1 pseudogene is annotated in these 1,133 nt (G+C 68.3%); it reads left to right on the top strand.

What is annotated here, in order from left to right:
* Positions 1-155 precede the first annotated feature (155 nt).
* Positions 156-956 (top strand): annotated as a pseudogene (locus tag BM249_RS21070) (IS110 family RNA-guided transposase); the annotation flags it as partial.
* Between the last annotated feature and the right edge of the window lie 177 nt (positions 957-1,133).

Below are 1,133 nucleotides of genomic sequence, written 5' to 3'. Positions count from 1 at the left end.
TTGAACTCACGTCCGAACTTGCGACGCTGCATGGAGCACCTCCGGCTTCATCATCACACCTAAATCGGGTGTCCGTGAAACCGGCAGCAGGCCAGTGCAAGCCTTGGCCGCCTGACCCAAACCCAACGGCCTCCGGGAAACCCGGCGCGGTTCACTGGCTGCACGACGAACTTCGTGGAGTCGGTCTGCCCGCGATCTGCATCGAGACCCGGTCCGCCAACGCGGCCATGAAGACGATGCCCAACAAGACCGACCGCAACGATGCCCGTGCGCTCGCCCAGATCATGCGGACCGGCTGGTACCGGCAGGTTCACGTCAAATCGCGCCAGTCCCGGCTCTGGCGTTCGCTGCTGGTGGCGCGGCGTACCGTGCTCAACGAGAAGCGCGCCATCGAGAACGTGGTGCGGGCCATCCTGCGCGAGGGCGGGATCAAGCTCGGCAGCCCGGCCCGCGCCGTCTTTGCCGGGCGCGTTCGGGAGATGGCGGGCGACGATCCCCTGATCCTGCCGCTCGTCACGCCCCTGCTGGCGATCCTGGCCACCATGCTGGAGCAGCTCGACCGGCTGACCCGGCAGGTCCTCGTCATCGTGCGCGGCGAGGCGGTCTGCCGGCGGCTGATGAGCGTGCCAGGCGTCGGCCCGATCACGGCCCTGGCCTTCCGCGCCACCATTGACCGGCCGGAGCGGTTCCGACACTCCCGGGACGTGGGTGCCCACCTTGGCCTGACGCCATCCCGCTATCAGTCGGGCGAGACCGACATTCAGGGCAAGGTCAGTCGCTGCGGCGACGAACTCGCACGCACTGCGCTCTACGAGGCCGCCCATTCCCTGCTGACGCGCTCGCGCAAATGGTCGAGCCTGCGCGCCTGGGGCATGCAGATCGCCAAGCATCGTGGCATGGCGCGGGCCCGCGTAGCGGTCGCGCGCAAACTCGCTGTCGTCCTGCACCGGATGTAGAGCGACGAGACAGAGTTCCGCTTCGGCAAGAAGCCGGCGCCGGCCATCGCGGCCGCCGCCTGACGTGAGACACGCCTGCCCGGTCGAACGGAACGACGGCAGGCCAGACTTCACCCGCAAGGGTGACCCGGATCGTTCCCGTGGGGACGATGGGCGGGGCGATCTCGTTGAGAGTCC

This window comes from Methylobacterium gossipiicola, from assembly GCF_900113485.1.
GTDB lineage: Bacteria > Pseudomonadota > Alphaproteobacteria > Rhizobiales > Beijerinckiaceae > Methylobacterium > Methylobacterium gossipiicola.
Note: the sequence above shows the minus strand (reverse complement) of the source record. Positions and strands in the feature narration are given on the sequence as shown.